Below are 16,440 nucleotides of genomic sequence, written 5' to 3'. Positions count from 1 at the left end.
CTCTCCCACCTTCTATTTCGAATTAGAAATGCCATATAGTAACATGTCCATAATCGATTCAAGCATACTTCCCAATGTATAATCACTCTTTTCAATAAACATAGGATCATATATGCGATTCAGTGCCCCTAAATACACTTCAATAAAAAACGGAATTTGAATTTTTCTTATGCTACCTTCTCTCATTCCCTCTTCTATTAAACCAATTACAGTAGACCAGCCTTCACGTAAAAACTCATCTAATTTTAACCATTGGTAATAATGATGTTTTTTTAGTTCTACTAATAAACGTGCATCCATGAATGTAAATTGTTGTGGAATGCAAATTAAGATGAGTCTTATTTTTTCAACTATTTGTAACGTATCATCTTCAGCGATATTTTTTTCCTTTTCTTGAATACTTTCTATTACATTACGAATAACTTCATCTACTATTTCATCTTTTGAAGAAAAGTGCTCATAGATTGTCCTCTTACTGACAGCTAATTGTTTTGCTAAATCACTAATTGTAAATGTAAACCCCTTCGTTTGAATTTGATGAATGGTTTCTGTTACTATTCTTTGTTTCATAATCCGCCCCCTAAACCTTTGGTACCAATTTAGTTTTTTTGGTACCATTCCATTTTACAATATTTAACACAATGTATACAACTAACATTTCAAATTTTCTTATTTTTAGCTCAAAACAGGTAAACATAAGAGCGTTGAGAATCATACCTGCATATTTAACAATCAAGTGAATGTATAAAATAACACTCATACATGAAAGTTTAACTAAAGTTAAATGCAATTGTATAAGGCTATGTTGGTAAATATTCTTTTTTAGCTTGATGGGGAGAAACGCCGATCTACCTTTCACCTAATTAAAAAAGCGCCCTATAAACAGGGCGCTTTGCTCCAACCTAATGACTAATACTAGCCGTCGGATATAATGTTGTTCCTCCAATTGAAACCTTTATTTCATTTGTTAATGGAACATTTTGTTCATTAATAATGGTTCTCCACCATTCCCATGCAAGACCTGTACATTCTCTTGCTACGATTTTTATATTTTTTGAATTTGGTGGAAGAGGGATTACTGTAGAGTAATGGGCTGTTTTGTCTTTGCCACTACCTTCCCATGTTTTATGTGTTAGTACTTCTTTCCCATTTTGATCAAATGTGAATTCATCCCAAGATACATCAAATTGTGCAACGTAAGCACCGTAATGATCAAGTGTCATTTTTGCACTTGAATATTCTGTAGTTGTCGTCTCGATATAATCTGTATTGTTATGAACAGCAGCAGTTGCATTATCTTTTAAGAACGTGCTTGTATATGAAATTGGATATGCTGGATTTTTAAAACTTAATTCAGCATTATCTTTAATGATATTTCGGATTTCATTGAAATCTTTTGTAACAACCTTGTTATGCTCTTTCGCATCTCCACCTAATACGACAGCAGTAAAGGTACTTTCTTCAAAAATATCTTTGTACTGTCCACTCGTTTCGACGCTGTTATTCTTCAGTAAAGCTTTAAAAGCAGCTTGTACATCTTTACTCTTAGATGTTGTTTCTAATTTTACATAAACCGTTCTACCATAAGCTACATTTGAAACCATAACAGGTGGAGCCGAATTACTTACTCCTTTACGAGTTAGCTCATCAAAAGTAACACTATTATCAAAGAGATCAGATGGATTATTAGGTAGTTCAGCACTTACAGTATAAAATATTTGTTTATATGCCGCCACCATCACTTTCTTTTCTCCATTTGCAACTGCATTAAAGTCAATATTTAGACTGTTATCAAGATATTTAGCATTAACATTAAGAGCACTTGCGATTTGTGATTTACTATAAACCATAGATTCTGTATACTGCATTCTTGCAGGTAACGTATGTGTTGCGGAATACTTTTCATTCCAAGTAGATACTAAATCATCTACTGCTCCAGCTACATTACCATATGTCGGATTTTGGACAGTGATTGTATTTTCTTTTCTCATACCAGGTAAGTCTATACTAATATTCAAAGGCTTTCTCTTAGCCACTAATAAACTCGGTTGATTGTCTGCAAAAGCTTTATTGGCAAGTTGTACAGCTCCTGGATACGTACGATTCGCTACAGAATCAATAATCGAAATATCGACTGGTGACGTTGTAAGTGATTTTTTCCCACGTTCCACTACTACAAATTTACCATTTGAATTGATACTTTCTTTCGGAACAAAACTCTCTATTTTATCACCATTTACAGCTAAAACCTCTTGATTATTATATGTAAGATTCCCTATACCAGTATCAATGCTACTAGCATTTTTATTTATATCATTTGCATGACCGATTTGTGTTTCTGCGAAAGAAATAGATGAATAATTAAGAGTGCATAGACTAACTAATACACATGTAAGGAACTTTCTTTTCTTGGTATTTTTCTTAATGTTCAGAAAAATCACCCCATTCTTTTTTTAGTAAGATATAATAATGATGGATATATGATAGCTAACGAATAAACTTACATAAACGCTTTTAAAAGTTCTTGAACTAAAGGAATTACTCCACCTAAAAATTTTAAAACTGCCATTGCGATTTCCATATTCCTTCCTCCTCTTTGCTGTATTAAGATGTGTTGTATATTTATGCTTTCATTATAATAAGCTTTTACATTTGCATCAATTCATTTTTATATGCAATATTTCATATTAGGGAAAAAGCAACTTTTTCTGTCAGGGTGATGATGCTACCACTCTTCTTGAACATATTTCAATCCTTCTAAAAATATCAGAATTTTCTACTTTTAAGAGGTTATGAACGAAACAACCTCGAATAATTGTAATACATATACATAAGGAGGCTGATCTATTTTGTTTCGTTCTTTTACTAATGGTTGCGTCGCCTTAGTGCAACGCTTCTTGCCAGAACCGTTTATTTTATCATGTTTATTAACTGTTTTCGTTATCTTCTTTGGTATGTTTGCAACGCATCAAACACCTGTGGAAATGATTAATCACTGGGGTAATGGCATTTGGGGACTTCTCGCCTTTTCTATGCAAATGGCACTTGTACTCGTGACAGGATCTGCTTTAGCAAACGCCCCTCTTATTAAAAAAGGATTAACGAAAGCGGCAAGACTACCGAAAACGAATGGACAAGGTATTATTGCCATTTCAATCGTAAGTTTACTAGGGGCGTACATAAACTGGGGATTTGGTATTGTTGTATCTGTTTTATATGCAAAAGAAGTAGCAAGACAGCTGGAAGGATTAGATTATAGACTGGCAATTGCTTCTTCTTACTCTGGATTTCTCATTTGGCATGCGGGGCTTTCTGCTTCTATCCCTCTTACGTTAGCAACAGGCGGAGAAACGTTAATGAAAACGACAGCTGGAAGTATTAAAGAAGCGATTCCAATCACTGAAACGTTATTCTCACCATACGCCCTCGTTCCAGTTATTATCTTTTTAGTTACGATGCCTCTCATTAATAAGGCGATGCATCCAGATGAAAAACATACGATTACAGTAGACCCTAGCGTGTTTCATGAAGAAGCTGCCGCTCAAGAGGTAGGGAAAAATACGTTCGCTGAGAAAATGGAAAATAGTATCATTATTACACTTTGCGTTGGATTGTTAGGTCTCATTTATATTTTCAACTACTTTTATACGAAAGGCTTTAACCTTACGCTAGACATCGTTATTTTTATGTTATTAATTGCTGGACTCGTTTTCCACCGTACTCCGATTCAATATATTCGCGCTTTTTCAGACTCTACGAAAAGCGCTTCTGGCATTCTACTTCAATTTCCGTTTTACGCAGGAATTATGGGGATGATGATTGGAGCAAATAGTGAAGGCCTTTCACTTGGAGGAGCTATTTCGAATTTCTTTATTAGCATTTCAAACGAAACGACTTTCCCGCTCTTTACTTTTTTAAGTGCTGGCATCGTTAATATTTTCGTTCCATCTGGTGGCGGTCAATGGGCTGTGCAAGCACCCATTATGATTCCAGCTGGCGCTGAACTTGGTGTACCTGCTGCAAAAACAGCAATGGCCATTGCGTGGGGCGATGCTTGGACAAATTTAATTCAACCTTTCTGGGCATTACCAGCATTAGCGATAGCTGGTTTAGGTGCTCGTGATATTATGGGATTTTGCGTTGTGAACTTACTATATGCAGGTTTTATCATTAGTCTATGTTTCTTATTTATTTAAACGAAAAGCTAGTTTTATACTAGCTTTTTTACATAATAAATCATTTATTTCCCACGCAATTTATTATGGTCTTCCACTCTATCTCCGTAAGATGTAATGCCTCAAATGCAAAAAAATCTTCACATACTTTTTCAATTAAATGTGGATTGTTCTTAAGGAAATCCCACTGTAATGCTTTAGGAAGAAAATATGTATCATATTCTTTACTTCCCCTTACTACTTCATCCACTTCTCTTTCACAAATTCCTCTTATCAAGTAGTCATTTCTTAATTGTATTTGAATTTGCTGAAATGTTTCGCTACATTTCTTCAATTGAAGTAAACATGTAATATACGTTCGAAAAAGTTCGTTATCATACCCACAACAGTTTATAATACGTTCCATTTCATTCATAATGTACGAGCCTTTTCTTCTATTTGTAATAACCACTTTTCCCGCTTCTCTCGTTTACTCGTTTTTACAGATTGAAATACTGACCGTTTTATATCGCGAATGCCGCAAAAACGTAAGACACCTCTCTTCATTATAATCCAATCTGCTGATCGATATAATAGTGCGACGTACCATAACGGTGAATCTAGCGTATTAATCACCCACGCCTTCTTCCCTTTCAATAATCCTTTCGGCAGAGCACCTTCATATTTATAAGCAAATCCAGCAACGAAAATACGATCAATAAATCCTTTTAAAATAGCTGGCATCCCCCACCACCATATCGGATAGATGAATAGAAGCATATCCGCTTCTTCTACTAATGTCCTGTACCGAGCTGTTTCTTCTTCATTTACTAAGTCACGTCTTTTCTTCTCTTCATTAAATACAAGGACTGGATCAAATTGCTCCTTATATAAATCAAGTACGGTAACTGAATGATTTGTTTCCTGTAGTCCCTTTTGCACATGATTTAAAATTGCCGCATTAAAACTTGAAGGACTAGGATGAGCATATATAATGAGTACATTCACTACAAAACAACTCCCTCTATAAGTTAAAGTTTCCCCTTCTTTAACATCTTCTCTACAATTTGCACGTTTTTTGAACTTTGCAATAAACGATTTAATACTGTGAGTAACTCTTCCTTTTCTAAATCTTTCAGTTTCTCTTTCACCTTACTCTCACCAGCATCTTGCATATCATAAACAACTGCCGCCATATGCTTACAATAATTTTCATATGGACATTCACAATTACTTTCTGAAAAATCTTCGAGATCGATGACCACTTCATAATCCCCTGCATTTCCAGTTACAAATGCAAATACTTTATTATTATGTATTTCTACATCTTCTACATGTCCATCTTCATAATATTCATATCCTCTATCAATAATATATTTCGGAATATGCCTATATAGTTCTTTTATTAAATAAGCGTACATAACAACCCCTCTTCCTTTAATTCCCTTTTGACTTCTAGAGCCTCTGCATGTTATTCTAATAACTGTCAAATAGCAAGTCTATATGACAAAAACGACTGACACCTATTCGGCGAAGGTGTCTCTTTTCATTTGCAGCCGATATGAAGTGCCTCTTTCAGGCACATTCAATCTTTGACACTACACACTCAACACCATTCCCTGTATCAGGCTGCTTAAGCAGTCTTTTACTCTACATACTTCAAAAAAAGAGAGCTTAGCTCCCTTTTCTCGCCTTATAAAATACCCCTTTTTCAGTATAGAGATATTCATCAGCTAATGTAATTTTCCCATCCAGTTTCAGTTCATCTAATAGTCTTGATAAATAAAATTGATGTAACATCTTTTTCGTGAATTTTCCTTCATGATGCGAAACGATATGTTCTTGAATATCTAACAATGATATCGGCTTATCTTGCTCTATCATATATTCATAAACTGTACTACGCAGTTTTACGTATTTTTCGAGTGTCACAGTAACGCGCAACCCCTTTCTTCTTAATATAAATTTTCGTAATCGGTTTTTTTGCAATAAAAAAACCTCTCCGATAAGAAGAAGTTACGTATATATCTTCGTCTTATCTCCCAGAACAAATATGTTCTGCTGGAATTAGCACCTGCATCGCGGTTGCTGGGTTTCATCGGGCCAGTCCCTCCACCTCTCTGGATAAGAAAATATTCACTTAATTCTTACTATACGTAATTTCATTTCAATTGTCAAACAAATATAACAAATTATATTTTCTTCTTTACTGTTCATACTATACATATATGAGTATGCAAGGAGGATTATGAAATGCACGAAAATGCCCGCGGATATGTCCAAGACTCTTTTCAATCATTACAAGAAGCAAAACAATGTTTAGAAGCAGCATTACAGACTGTTGAAAAAGATTTTAATCGCGCTCGTATTGAGCAATCTCTTTATGCGATCGAACAAGCTATTCAACGCTGCGATTACACCGTTCACATTTTAGAACAAGATTGAAAAAACTTCCCATCATAAGGTGGGAAGTTTTTTCAAATGGCATACTTCATAATTATTGCCGTTATGATTAAAAAATATACAGAATTCACAATTTCTAAAATCCCTACTTTTATAATAGAAATTTTTTTGCCATACAATATAATGGCTCGAATGACACTTGGTATAAAAATAAGAGAACACAACGGATTAATAGCAAATACGATGACCGTTAACATGATATGATAACCCCAAGATATATAACGATACTTCGGATTATTTTTCTCACGTATCATCGTTTTCACATAAAACGTACTTCCTAAAAAATATAAAAATGAAATAAGCGCAATAAATAATGCTGTTTTATCTATCAGTTTCATTGAAAAATAATAACTAACTAAACCACCTATACAGAAAACAATAATTGCACTAACGTCATTTAATAATGCTCTTTCATTTTTTTGACGAGCGTAATACATATTTACTATAAAGAATGGAATCATGACTATTACGAATAAAAGAATGCGCCATTCATATAATAGAGAAATCATCCCAAATATGACCGCAATAATAAAATATACAATTGAAGCATGTAAATACTCTTTTTTCCGTTTTTGTTTTATGTACATAAGAAATGGATACGTAGCTAAATAGATAAAGAACCAAGCTAAAAACAATGGAATATGATACATAGTAGGTTTCCCAAGTATGACACTTAATAGAAATGGTATAACAAGCATCGCCCATGCACCATGTTGCTTCGGAATAACTAACTTCATTAACTATACACCTCCCTTTTGAAAATAATTCTCACCTACTATTATACAAATAATTTTATATGGTAACGGATATATATTGGACTATTTTTTGACAATAAAAAATGCTCCTTACAATATGTAAGAAGCATGAAAGAGGCAAACGAATATGTAAGTCGCGACCCTACCTTATATGAGTATGCTTTTCTATACCATGTTATGCTTATCCAATATGCCATATTTCTTTTTAAATCTTGTAAGAATCGTAATCCAAGACGTACTAAATAATAGTAAGAAAACAACATTCGAAATTGCATGGCTCAAATCGAAATAAAAACTTGCGATATAATACGAAATGACTGTTTCCCACGTTGCCTCTCGTATAAAACCGAGAAGTCCCCAGAAATTCATGATCCAGCCAAATAAAAATCCAACAAACAATCCGTATAGTAGTCTTCCCCATAGCTTTTTCATTAAGAACGTATTACGTAATAATCCAGCTATAAAGCCAATCATACCCCATGAAAACATTTGCCACGGCGTCCACGGACCTTGTCCTAAAAAGATATTAGACACAATCGCCGCTGTTGCCCCGATCATAAATCCAGTTTCACTTCCGAACACGATTGCAGAAACGATAATAACAAAAGAAGTCGGTTGTACACTCGGTAAAATAGAAAATGGTACGCGGCTCACTGCTGCAATTGCTGCTAACACGGCAACGAGAACAATTTCACGTGAAACAAACGCCTTTCTTTCAAAGCGGATATAGAAAGGTAACATAATAACGACTAATAAAAACAAACTACTTAACATGTAATACCCATCCATGATAAGTGTAGTAAAGAGTAATGTGCCTATTATTACTGCAAAAATACATATTATGAATGCAACATATCGTTTGGACACGCTTCGTACACATCCTCCCACGTTAATGCATATGGCAATTCTTTTCGAATGAATCGATTGATAGATGTTGTATAAAAGAAGTTGCCACTAAAAAATTCTTTCGGTGCATCATTCATAATGACTGCTCCATCAAATAACATCATACATTGATCCACGTATTTCGCTGCAAACTCAATATCATGCGTTGCCATTACAATTGTTGTACCTTCTTTTTGCAGTTTCCTAAATAACTCTCCTACTCTCTCTTTCTTCCATGGATCGAGTCCCTTTGTCGGTTCATCCAGTAATAATAAAGTCGGCTTTGATAATAACGTTGTACATAATGCAAGTAGTTGTTGCTCTCCCCCGCTACAATCATGTGGATGGCGTTCTTTAAGTGCATATAGCCAAAACTTTTTAAGCTGATGTTCTGCTATTTCGTTTCCTTGTTCTCCATATAATTCACGCGCTCGTTCATACACTTCGTCCCACACTGTATCAAATGTAAAATGATAATACGGATGCTGTGATACATACCCAATACATTTAAATCGTTCTTTCGAATCAACTTTATGTATCACTTTCCCATTCCACTTTACTTTCCCTCTTCTCGCTTTTTGCAATCCAGCTAAAAGCGTTAACAGTGTAGACTTCCCTGTCCCATTCTTTCCAACGAGAGCTACCCATTTTCCTTTTTCAATCGATACTGTTAAATCTCGTAAAATGAGCGGACTATTTTTTTCATATTGGAATGAAATATGCTCGGCACTTAAAATGACTTCTTGCTTTTCACTTTGTGCTATTGGCTCACTTACATATGACATCGCTGAAAAATCATTCATTTTCATTTGCGCTTCTCGCACTGTAAACGGAATATCTTTCGTATTCCACTCTAAAAACAATCTTGGAATTTGCGGAATAAATGGCCGGAACTTTTCTACTTCCCACATATTTGCTACAACCGTTTTCGGACTACCGTCATACACGATTTGGCCGTTACTCATACAAATAACGCGCGTTGCAAGTGGTATTACTTCATCTAAACGATGTTCACTTAAAACAATCGTAATTCCAAGTTCTTCATTAATACGCTTTAACAATCCTAAAAACTCTTTTGCGGCAATTGGATCTAACTGCGCTGTCGGTTCATCTAATAATAACAATTTCGGTTGCATTACTAATACGGCAGCTAAATTAACAAGTTGCTTCTGTCCGCCAGATAACGTATGAACAGATTGATGCAATAAATCTTGAAATCCTAAGAAACTAATGAGCTCTGCTATTCTTTTTTGAATAATATGTGATGGTAATCCAATATTTTCTAAAGAAAACGCTAATTCTTGAATTACTGTATCCATTACGAGTTGATTTTCTGGATTTTGAAATACCATACCAATTTCTTGAGCAGATAACAAATCCGGTACATTTTCTAATAAAGTACCATCATAATATGTATCCCCAGTACGCTTACCGATTGGAAGTAATTCCTTTTTAAAATGTTTTAATAAAGTCGTCTTTCCAGATCCTGATCCTCCAGCAAGTGCAATAAACTCTCCTTTTTGAACAGAAAGAGAAATATGCTGTAACGCTTCTTCGTTTTCATCAGCATATACAAATGATAAATTGTTTATTTCTGCATGCGCCACCATACCCATTCCCTTCCTTCCATTATGATTGGTAAACTAATAAACATCGTAAATACAACAAACATCATCCCATCATATTGCTGAAATAAAACAGATTCGACTTTCGGATAAATGATTAACTTTCCTCCGCCATAATTGCTACATATAATAGCAATTATAAATAAAATACTTAAATAACTGAGCGTGTACCAATCGCGTCTTTCCATTCTATACCGAATATATGTCGTACGCTTCGTTACACCAAATCCACGAGCTTGCATAGAATCTGCTGTTTGCAGTGCATCTTCTAATGAACAAATTAATAATACTTGCAATAGTTGCATACCATTTTTCACACGTTCCACAATGGAACCTGCATCTACCTGTACACCTTTCGTCTTTTGGACGAGTGTTATTTTCTGTAATCTTCTCATAAACAAAGGAACAAATCTCACTGTAATCATCGTTAACAATGCTACTTTCGGTGAAATTCTAGAAAACAAATATAAAAATTTATGACTTGAAATAATATCATTATACGAAGCAAACGTAAACATAATCGCAACTAGTAATAACCCCATTACTACTCCAAACATAATTGCCTCAAGTTTAATACGGCTATCACCTAACCAAAATAACGTAGTTCGGCCTCTATGTGTTAATAGCGAATTAAATAAAATGACCATAAAAAAGAAAACGATTGTGCTCGGTAACATCTTTCTTACCTTTTCGCTATTCCCTTGCATCACATTTAAAATAACAATTAATAGTATTGCTCCAATTAAAAAAAGAGGATGAAGACACATCATACATAGTATCATCACCCCGATATAATAGAAAAAATTCACAAAAGGATGTAAAGAAGAAAAACTTATTTTCATAGTCCTTTACCGAATGCCTTTCTTATTTTAATACAAACACCCACTCGATTGTATCGCCTGGTTTTACTGTAACTACACCTGCACTATGGTTTGGAAACGCACCGTTCACACAATATTTCCATCCACTAGTAGCGGTAATATCTTTTTCATATAAATCATTAATACCTTTTACATAAACTCCATCTTTAGAGCCCATTGCATCCACATCTAATCCTGTACGCTGCAATACTTTATAAACTGTATCGCCTTCTTGTACATCCACCTTTTTTGCACCTAATAAATATCCTTCATTACCTTTTACTGAGATCGTAACTTGTTTTGCTTTAGGTACTGGTACTGGATCTGGTTTTGGTTTTGGTGGTTCAGGAGTTGGTACTTGCGGAGTCGGTATCGTTTTCTCCTCTTTATTCGGATCAATCTTCTGCTCCTGCTTCGGTGTTTCTTTCGGTTGATTTACAACCTTCGCTTCTTCTTTTACTTCTGGTGCTTTCGGTTGTTGCTCTTGTTGTTTCTCTTCTTGTGCTTTTTGTTGTTCTGGTTGTTTATTAACAGCAGGCTGTTCCTGAGGTTTTTCTTCCTTCTTTACTTCCGGCTGTGCCTGCGGCTTTTCTTCTTTCGGCTTCTCTTCTACTTTTTGTTCTTGTTTCTCTTTCTGTTCGTCTTGCTTATTTTGCTCTTGTTCAGCTTGTTTTTCCTCCGGTTTTTCTTCCGGCTTCGCTTCATCTTTTTTCTCTTCTTGTTTTGCTACTTCTTCTTGCTTCGGTTCTACTTTCTTCTCAGGCTTTACCGCTGCCTCTTCACATCCGGCAAGTAGCCCAAGTGAAAGCAGTAAAGAAATAAACCATTTCATCTTACTCATGTTGCCTCTCACCTTTCATATTAAAAATTAGGAGCAAATGATTGCTCCTAATTTTTGTTAAGCTGCTTTACGTCTCCATAATACATATGCAGAAGCAATACATAATACACCCATACCTACTTCTGTCGCTGCACTATGAGAAGATGCTCCTGTTTTTGGTAATGTGCTACCGTTTCCGGATTTTTTATTTTTAACCGGTTCGTTATCCACAACAACTTTTAAAGTGTCATCTTTTGTTTCTTGTTGCACTTGTTTTTGTTCTTCTGGTTGTTCAGTAACTTCTTTTTCCACCACAACATTTTCTGAATCTACATTTGGTTTTGGATTAATTTCAGTAACAGATTCAGTTGACCAGTCATAAATCGATTTTCCAGGGTCTTTAAACTGAAGTAAAGCTAATAATGCTTGCTCTGTTGCCATTCCGCTACCGGTTTGATCGCCTGGTAACCATTTAAATTCACCATTTGGAAGTTGATATGACAATAGATTTTGTACTGCCTTATGAAGACGGTTTTGATCTACATCTTTCACAAGGGATAATCCAATAATTGCTTGCGCAACACTATTAGAATTCTCTTGTCCATCAGCAGAGAAACCGCCATTTTCTAGTTGTTCATTATATAAGTATGCGACAGCCTTTTGCACAGCTGGTTTCACATCTTCACGGTCTTGATAAGGAGCTAATGCTGATAAAACCATACCTGTTACATCAACGCTACTCGCGCTGTCTTTACTGCTTGCACTATCATAAGTCCAGCCGCCATCCGTATGCTGCGCGTTTAAAAGTGCATCTACTAAAGCAACTCGATTCCATTTTGAATCTACTGGAATTTCATATTTTTTCGTATCAAATGCAAGTAAAGCAAATGTATAACCTGTAACAGAATTCACTTTATCTGATTCGTACAATTTTTGAACTAAATTATGTTCGCCTACCATTTTTGGGTCTGCATTCATTGCATTCATCATAATAATCGTTCTAGCTAAATCTGTCGCTGAAAAACGATTAACGCGCTTTTCTACCTTTTCAGTTACAGCCTTAACATAATTTAATTTCGCCTCGATTGGTATATTCTTTCCAGAACGAGAAAGACCTAGCGCTACCCAATCACTTTCAATTCCATCTTGTAACATCTTTTCAGACGTCTTAGAGATCGCGTCATTTACTTGTGCTGCTGGAATTTGAATGTTCTCTTGCTTTGGTTGTTCTGGTTTTTCTTGTTTTGGATCATCCGTCTTCGGTTCTTCTGGCTTTTCTTGTTTTGGATCATCCATTTTTGGTTCTTCTGGCTTTTCTTGTTTTGGATCATCCGTCTTTGGTTCTTCTGGTTTCTCTTGCTTTGGATCATCCGTCTTTGGTTCTTCTGGTTTTTCTTGTTTTGGATCATCTGTTTTTGGTTCTTCTACAGTTTTACAAGTACCAAATTTATCTAATGTTTGTTGTAATGTTTCTTGACTCATATTGTTCCAGTCTGAAACAAAGCGGAAAACAACAACATCTCCAGATTTTAATTTATAACTATCCGCTCCAACTTCTGCAGATTTATCATTTACATCATACAGCCAGCCACTTGTAGCCCCGGCCATTAGCCCATCAATGCCTTTTACATACGTTCCAAACGACATCGTTTCAGCTTCTACTTTGTCCCCCATGACTTTTTGTAGCAAGCTTAAAGCTGTTTCCCCATCTTTAATTTGCTCTTCTTTCGGACATAACATAATGCCCTTTTGTGATTCACCAATAATTGCAAGTTTTGCTGTATTTCCTTCAGCAAACGTAATATGTACTGTATTCGCAAAAGAAACAAATACAAGTGTAACTGCCATTAACGACGTAAGCAGCCATTTTTTTAATATTGCCATCCCAAAATTTCCTCCCTTACTACTATTCACACAAAAAAAGGCCCTTCAAGGGCGTGCAATTGACACTCTTTTTTTGTAAGTGTCGAACAAACTGTGCAACACCTCCTACCCGCATCATTCGCGGCTATATTTGTATAGGAAAAATAATTTTGTTCATGAACGTATCATTGTGATAACATTCACTTTTCTAGGCACAACTTACTTCCATTTAAGTTATCGTAAAACGATAAACCTATACATTCTGTTAATTTTAAATTTCTGTATTATTTTACTATTGACAAAGAATTTTGTCCATGCTTTATCGGATTTATTTTCTAAGAATAGTAACTTACTAACCTTTAACGATGCAAACTCTTTTCACTAATAATGACGCCATCTTCATCCACATACACATATTCATTCGGCTTCCATTCAACTTGCCCAAATTGCAATGAAATATTTCGTTCTCCTTTCCCTTCTTTTACACTTCTATTCGGCATTGTCCCTAACGCTAAAATACCTATATTTATATTCTTTAGTTCACTAGAATCACGAACGTATCCATATACAATAATTCCTGCTAGCTTTCTTTCCTCCGCAATAGCTGCCAAATTATCACCGAGTAACGCACAATTCGTAGACGCTCCCCCATCAACAACTAATACCGTTCCTTCTGGTAATGTTTGTAATCCTTCCTTCACTAGTACATTATCATCCTTCACTTTTACCGTTGCAATTTTCCCGTAGAATTTTTCTTTCTTCCCAAAAGACCGAAAAGATTGGCGACATATTTGTAATTTATTTTCAAACTCATCACATAGATCCGTAGTTTTCCACATCTTTTTCCCTCTTTTCTTTTTACTTTCTATTTAACATATTCTTGGATTATTTTCGTTTCCCTGTCTAATGTTGCAAGAATTTGTATGTGCGGGAAAAAGACAGAAAAACTATTGCCTTAAGAAGCCACCTTTATTATAATCTATTTCACAGATAAATTTCAGAATATTAAAAATTAACCAAGTGAAAAAAGGAGGAGTTTTATGCAATTACAGACCGAGGCAAAAAAACAGCCTAGTAAACGAAAGTTTAAAATGCCTGACGCGTACGTACTACTATTTTTTATTGCCTTACTTTGTGCCATAGCTACATATTTCGTCCCTGCTGGAGAATTTAAAAGAGTTACAAACGGTACTGTTACAACGACAATACCAGGAAGTTACCATTCTGTTCCGCAATCACCGGTAGGATTTGTTTCTTTTTTTACTGCTATTGAAAAAGGAATGACACTTGCTGCTCCGATCATCTTCTTAATTTTATTTACAGGCGGTGCCATTGCGATTCTTGAAAAAACCGGTGCTCTTGACGGTTTAATCTATCATGTTATTAACAAGTTTCGTAACCAGCAATTACTTTTTATATGCATTGTCGCCGCACTCTTTTCTATTCTCGGAACGACTGGTATTATCGTTAACTCGGTTATCGGCTTTATCCCCATCGGCATCATCGTTGCACGCACATTAAAATGGGACGCTATCGTCGGCGTAGCAATTGTTTATTTAGGCACTTATGCTGGTTTTAATGCTACTATATTATCTCCTTCACCTTTAGGCATTTCACAAAAAATCGCGGAACTCCCAATGTTTTCAGGAATTGGTTTACGCACAGCAATCTATATATCTTTTTTACTCGCTACCATTTTATATATTAGTTGGTATATAAAACGCTTAAAGAAATCGAATAAAGGAAGCATTCTCGGCGACAACTGGTTTCCAAGTAATGCTCTTTCAAGTGGAAAAGAGGCGAAGAAAACAGAAGTTCCTTGGACAATACGTCATAAATTAATTTTACTCGTTTCAGCTTTATCATTAATTGCATTTTTAATCGGTGCTTTTCGTCTACATTGGACAGACGCAGAAATGACTGCTACTTTTATTTTCATAGCAATTACAGCCGGAATAATAGGTGGAATGAAAGCAAACGATATCGCTTCTACTTTTCTAGCAGGCTGCCAAAATCTCATATATGGTGCTCTAATCGTTGGAATGGCTCGTTGTATTTCAGTCATTTTGGAACAAGGGAAATTACTTGATACAATCGTTAACCAACTCGCACAGTCTCTCGAAGGACAAAGCCCTGTATTTGGCGTTATCGGTATGTATGTAAGTAGTGCCGCATTACATTTCCTCATTTCATCCGGGACAGGTGAATCTGTGATTTTCATTCCGATATTAGCTCCATTAGCTGATTTTATGCACATTACACGCCAAGTTACAGTACAAGCTGTTATGCTCGGAGAAGGTGTAGTGAACTGCCTCAATCCAACTTCCGGTGTTTTAATGGGAGTACTCGCGGCGAGCGGTATTTCTTACGGAAAATGGATTCGATTTATGGCTCCTCTTGCATTCATCTGGTTTATTATTGGACTTATTTTTCTTATTGTTGGCGTGAATATTGAGTGGGGACCGTATTAAAACTATGCAACTCTCTACCTATTTATTTCACCGTTACCTTATAATAATGACAAAAAGGATTGATTATAGTAATCAATCCTTTTCACTTTCATCTCTCAAAACTAAATCTCTGCTGCTAATAAATTGTACTCATTGTCAAAAGAAGCATGGATTCTATGTCCTCCAAACAAATCTCCATCATTATACTCGCAATATATATCATTTTCCCTAATTACAATGTCCATAAGAGTAATAGATTGCTCAAATGTTTCTTTCGTCATATCATATTCTCCTGCATCTACAGCATCCCAATCTAAATGTTCATCATTCTCATCATATTCAGGCCAAAAATCATTTTTATACTCTATTAATTCTTCCACTATAGCAAGCTTAGCTTTTTTATCAAATTCCTCTAAACATACATAAAGTTTTTCTGCCCTTTTCATCATTTCATGTACTTGTACATGCTCATTTCTAACATCCAATTCCCAATGTACTTTTCCTTCGTTTTGTTCATATGTATGTAAAGTTTCATTAAAGATAAACATTCCAATTCATTCACTTT

17 protein-coding genes and 1 riboswitch are annotated in these 16,440 nt (G+C 35.3%); of the genes, 3 read left to right on the top strand and 14 right to left on the bottom strand.

From position 1 onward, the window contains the following. Nucleotides 1–12: 12 nt before the first annotated feature. Together QCI47_RS11350 and alo are read right to left on the bottom strand one after the other, a co-directional pair. Nucleotides 13–570, bottom strand: coding sequence for a TetR/AcrR family transcriptional regulator (locus tag QCI47_RS11350; protein WP_000813654.1), 558 nt, complete (start codon nt 568–570; stop codon nt 13–15). Nucleotides 571–902: 332 nt separating this feature from the next. After that, nucleotides 903–2,441, bottom strand: coding sequence for an anthrolysin O/cereolysin O family cholesterol-dependent cytolysin Alo (alo, locus tag QCI47_RS11345; protein WP_353811787.1), 1,539 nt, complete (start codon nt 2,439–2,441; stop codon nt 903–905). A 408-nt stretch (nt 2,442–2,849) separates the two neighbouring features. On the opposite strand from alo, the gene QCI47_RS11340 reads away from it, so the two are divergent. Continuing rightward, nucleotides 2,850–4,196, top strand: a complete 1,347-nt coding sequence (locus tag QCI47_RS11340) for a short-chain fatty acid transporter (protein ID WP_046198436.1) — start codon at nt 2,850–2,852, stop codon at nt 4,194–4,196. A 40-nt stretch (nt 4,197–4,236) separates the two neighbouring features. Here QCI47_RS11340 and QCI47_RS11335 read toward each other — a convergent pair whose 3' ends face one another. The 4 genes from QCI47_RS11335 to QCI47_RS11320 form a co-directional block, all read right to left on the bottom strand. After that, on the bottom strand, nt 4,237–4,590 hold the full coding sequence (locus tag QCI47_RS11335) for a group-specific protein (protein WP_061130531.1): 354 nt from the start codon (nt 4,588–4,590) through the stop codon (nt 4,237–4,239). Beyond that, nucleotides 4,587–5,162, bottom strand: coding sequence for an NAD(P)H-dependent oxidoreductase (locus QCI47_RS11330; protein ID WP_001101584.1), 576 nt, complete (start codon nt 5,160–5,162; stop codon nt 4,587–4,589). Before QCI47_RS11330 ends, QCI47_RS11335 begins: the two co-directional genes overlap by 4 nt. A gap of 23 nt (nt 5,163–5,185) precedes the next feature. Beyond that, a complete protein-coding gene (locus tag QCI47_RS11325) occupies nt 5,186–5,575 on the bottom strand; it encodes an SWIM zinc finger family protein (protein WP_048556804.1) in 390 nt (129 codons plus the stop codon). 253 nt (nt 5,576–5,828) lie between these two features. Next, a complete protein-coding gene (locus QCI47_RS11320; RefSeq protein WP_000171478.1) occupies nt 5,829–6,086 on the bottom strand; it encodes a hypothetical protein in 258 nt (85 codons plus the stop codon). A gap of 100 nt (nt 6,087–6,186) precedes the next feature. Beyond that, nucleotides 6,187–6,285: riboswitch (SAM riboswitch) on the bottom strand. Nucleotides 6,286–6,407: 122 nt separating this feature from the next. On the opposite strand from QCI47_RS11320, the gene QCI47_RS11315 reads away from it, so the two are divergent. After that, nucleotides 6,408–6,599, top strand: coding sequence for a hypothetical protein (locus tag QCI47_RS11315; protein WP_000545001.1), 192 nt, complete (start codon nt 6,408–6,410; stop codon nt 6,597–6,599). Between the two features lie 32 nt (nt 6,600–6,631). Here the strand turns inward: QCI47_RS11315 and QCI47_RS11310 are convergent, their stop codons facing one another. From QCI47_RS11310 to rraA, 7 genes are all read right to left on the bottom strand, one after another. Beyond that, the gene (locus QCI47_RS11310; RefSeq protein WP_061130529.1) at nt 6,632–7,354 is read right to left on the bottom strand and encodes a YwiC-like family protein; all 723 of its coding nucleotides are present in this window, start codon (nt 7,352–7,354) and stop codon (nt 6,632–6,634) included. A 183-nt stretch (nt 7,355–7,537) separates the two neighbouring features. Then, a complete protein-coding gene (locus QCI47_RS11305) occupies nt 7,538–8,239 on the bottom strand; it encodes an ECF transporter S component (RefSeq protein WP_002170204.1) in 702 nt (233 codons plus the stop codon). Then, on the bottom strand, nt 8,212–9,873 hold the full coding sequence (locus QCI47_RS11300) for an ABC transporter ATP-binding protein (protein ID WP_140385476.1): 1,662 nt from the start codon (nt 9,871–9,873) through the stop codon (nt 8,212–8,214). Before QCI47_RS11300 ends, QCI47_RS11305 begins: the two co-directional genes overlap by 28 nt. Continuing rightward, a complete protein-coding gene (locus QCI47_RS11295) occupies nt 9,846–10,724 on the bottom strand; it encodes an energy-coupling factor transporter transmembrane component T (protein ID WP_061130527.1) in 879 nt (292 codons plus the stop codon). Before QCI47_RS11295 ends, QCI47_RS11300 begins: the two co-directional genes overlap by 28 nt. 22 nt (nt 10,725–10,746) lie before the next feature. Continuing rightward, on the bottom strand, nt 10,747–11,583 hold the full coding sequence (locus QCI47_RS11290) for a DUF4430 domain-containing protein (protein WP_353811786.1): 837 nt from the start codon (nt 11,581–11,583) through the stop codon (nt 10,747–10,749). 57 nt (nt 11,584–11,640) lie between these two features. Continuing rightward, entirely contained in the window at nt 11,641–13,446 is a 1,806-nt protein-coding gene (locus QCI47_RS11285; protein ID WP_086717993.1) for a DUF4430 domain-containing protein, read from the bottom strand. 338 nt (nt 13,447–13,784) lie between these two features. Then, entirely contained in the window at nt 13,785–14,264 is a 480-nt protein-coding gene (gene rraA / locus QCI47_RS11280; protein WP_000266068.1) for a ribonuclease E activity regulator RraA, read from the bottom strand. Nucleotides 14,265–14,465: 201 nt separating this feature from the next. Here rraA and QCI47_RS11275 point away from each other — a divergent pair, with 201 nt between their 5' ends. Then, the gene (locus QCI47_RS11275; RefSeq protein WP_309422854.1) at nt 14,466–15,896 is read left to right on the top strand and encodes a YfcC family protein; all 1,431 of its coding nucleotides are present in this window, start codon (nt 14,466–14,468) and stop codon (nt 15,894–15,896) included. A 101-nt stretch (nt 15,897–15,997) separates the two neighbouring features. On the opposite strand, the gene QCI47_RS11270 is transcribed toward QCI47_RS11275, so the two are convergent. Then, nucleotides 15,998–16,423 (bottom strand): DUF2262 domain-containing protein, encoded by a 426-nt coding sequence (locus QCI47_RS11270; RefSeq protein ID WP_071743272.1) that lies wholly within the window; start codon nt 16,421–16,423, stop codon nt 15,998–16,000. Nucleotides 16,424–16,440 lie beyond the last annotated feature (17 nt).

This window comes from Bacillus cereus group sp. RP29 (genome assembly GCF_040459765.1).
GTDB lineage: Bacteria > Bacillota > Bacilli > Bacillales > Bacillaceae_G > Bacillus_A > Bacillus_A paranthracis.
The sequence above is the reverse complement of the archived record's forward strand: the minus strand, read 5'-3'. Positions and strand labels throughout refer to the sequence as shown.

Bases quoted from the DNA above. Each gene is read 5' to 3' on its own strand.
- QCI47_RS11350 (WP_000813654.1), bottom strand. From the start codon at position 570: ATGAAACAAAGAATAGTAACAGAAACCATTCATCAAATTCAAACGAAG.
- QCI47_RS11335 (WP_061130531.1), bottom strand. From the start codon at position 4,590: ATGAATGAAATGGAACGTATTATAAACTGTTGTGGGTATGATAACGAA.
- QCI47_RS11325 (WP_048556804.1), bottom strand. From the start codon at position 5,575: ATGTACGCTTATTTAATAAAAGAACTATATAGGCATATTCCGAAATAT.
- QCI47_RS11315 (WP_000545001.1), top strand. From the start codon at position 6,408: ATGCACGAAAATGCCCGCGGATATGTCCAAGACTCTTTTCAATCATTA.
- QCI47_RS11310 (WP_061130529.1), bottom strand. From the start codon at position 7,354: ATGAAGTTAGTTATTCCGAAGCAACATGGTGCATGGGCGATGCTTGTT.
- QCI47_RS11300 (WP_140385476.1), bottom strand. From the start codon at position 9,873: ATGGGTATGGTGGCGCATGCAGAAATAAACAATTTATCATTTGTATAT.
- QCI47_RS11295 (WP_061130527.1), bottom strand. From the start codon at position 10,724: ATGAAAATAAGTTTTTCTTCTTTACATCCTTTTGTGAATTTTTTCTAT.
- QCI47_RS11290 (WP_353811786.1), bottom strand. From the start codon at position 11,583: ATGAGTAAGATGAAATGGTTTATTTCTTTACTGCTTTCACTTGGGCTA.
- QCI47_RS11285 (WP_086717993.1), bottom strand. From the start codon at position 13,446: ATGGCAATATTAAAAAAATGGCTGCTTACGTCGTTAATGGCAGTTACA.
- rraA (WP_000266068.1), bottom strand. From the start codon at position 14,264: ATGTGGAAAACTACGGATCTATGTGATGAGTTTGAAAATAAATTACAA.
- QCI47_RS11275 (WP_309422854.1), top strand. From the start codon at position 14,466: ATGCAATTACAGACCGAGGCAAAAAAACAGCCTAGTAAACGAAAGTTT.
- QCI47_RS11270 (WP_071743272.1), bottom strand. From the start codon at position 16,423: ATGTTTATCTTTAATGAAACTTTACATACATATGAACAAAACGAAGGA.